Origin of the sequence: Planomonospora alba (assembly GCF_039534085.1) — a bacterium.
Classification (GTDB): Bacteria; Actinomycetota; Actinomycetes; order Streptosporangiales; family Streptosporangiaceae; genus Planomonospora_B; species Planomonospora_B alba.
Genome location: NZ_BAAAUT010000149.1, coordinates 1 through 1,387, shown reverse-complemented (window position 1 = coordinate 1,387; position 1,387 = coordinate 1). Strand labels below are relative to the sequence as shown.

Below are 1,387 nucleotides of genomic sequence, written 5' to 3'. Positions count from 1 at the left end.
GTAGCGGTCCCAGTGCGGTGCGGGTGCACCCCGGTTGCAGACGGCCGCAAACCCTAAAGTCCCGGCACCGCAGGGGATCCAGCACACCACGACCGGCCGGATCCGGGCTCGTCGGAGACGCGGGAAGGGCTGTGGGCCCGCCTCCGTCACCGGTTCCGACAGCAGGGCGGAGCGCATGCTCTCGCCAGCCTGACCCCGTATTCGACGAGCCCTGCCCGCACGCCGGTGTTCACGGCGTAAACACCCGAGAAGGATCACCGTCGGCTTCGGTCCCTGAGTCCCGCAATGCGTCTGCACTACGCTCAGGGCATGAGCAACGAGCCTCTTCCCGCAGACCTGCTCGCCGAGGCCAGGCAGTGGATCGCCGAGACCGGCCAGAACATCACCCCTGCCGAGTACATCGCCCAGGCCCTGCATCGACAGATGGAGGAGGACTACCGAGCCGCCAAGGAACGTGAGGCCCGCCGCATCGAGGCGATCCGCGCCTCCAGCCCTGAAGGCTTCGCGGCGGGTGAACGCCGCGCGGAGGAACTCATCGCCAAATACACCGGCCAGGCCACGGCGTGAGCGCCAAGTTCATCCTCGACACCTCACTGATCACCGCTTACGCGCGAGGGCATGACCAGGCGGTCGGGATGGTCCATGTGATCAAGCGCCGTGTCCCGGCTGGGCTTCTCCTGCCTGTCACGTCGGTGATCGCCGCACGGGCACGTCTCACCCTCGACGAACGGGAGTATCTGGACGCAGAACTCTTGGCCCGCAACCCCCGGCCCTCTTCCGACGAGATCATCGTGGCACTCGGCATCGGGTACGACCCGATCAAAGTCGATCTCGACAACGATGCTCAGCGAGGAGTCTCCGGCACCTGGGCAGATCTCGGAGTCGATGCCGTATCCATCGACGTGGCCGAGGCCGCCTACTGGGGAAATCGGACCAACCGCACTGTGCTGACCCTCGTCGGCAAAAACGTGTGGGGCCCTATCGTGAGTGATCTGCCCGGGCTGAGCATCGAAGACCTCCAGGACGGCCCACCCGAGAACTGGAGTTGACGATGAAGATCACAGGCGAAACCTCCGATCAAATGATCACCACTTCCCTGCGGCTGCCGAAGCCGGTGATGGACGCGGTGCGCATTCGGGCAGCGGAACGGGGCATCAAGCCGACTGCTCTGATCCGAGAGGCCATCGTCGCGAGTCTCGCGGATACCCAGGCCATGGTCCCGGTAAGTGTGTTGCTGGCAGCGGCAGAGGAGTACGCGAAAAGGCAGCCGTCGCCAGACATACATGAGAGCTCTACCGGAGATGGCACGCGGCGGGAGCCGTTTACGGCGTAAACACCTCGCCGGCCTCGGCCGCGTGTCCGGCCCCCCGCGTGCACATGCGTCGAG

General features: G+C 65.6%; 3 protein-coding genes. All 3 read left to right on the top strand.

Going from position 1 to position 1,387, the window contains the following annotated elements; genetic code table 11:
- Window positions 1–309: 309 nt before the first annotated feature.
- The 3 genes from ABD823_RS34345 to ABD823_RS34335 are packed head-to-tail and all read left to right on the top strand — an operon-like array spanning window position 310 to window position 1,333.
- Complete coding sequence (locus ABD823_RS34345; protein ID WP_344867118.1) at window positions 310–567, top strand: hypothetical protein; 258 nt, start codon at window positions 310–312, stop codon at window positions 565–567.
- Window positions 564–1,049, top strand: coding sequence for a hypothetical protein (locus tag ABD823_RS34340; RefSeq protein WP_344867116.1), 486 nt, complete (start codon window positions 564–566; stop codon window positions 1,047–1,049). Before ABD823_RS34345 ends, ABD823_RS34340 begins: the two co-directional genes overlap by 4 nt.
- A 2-nt stretch (window positions 1,050–1,051) precedes the next feature.
- Window positions 1,052–1,333: a hypothetical protein gene (locus ABD823_RS34335; protein WP_344867114.1), complete on the top strand. Its 282-nt coding sequence runs from the start codon at window positions 1,052–1,054 to the stop codon at window positions 1,331–1,333.
- Window positions 1,334–1,387: the final 54 nt, after the last annotated feature.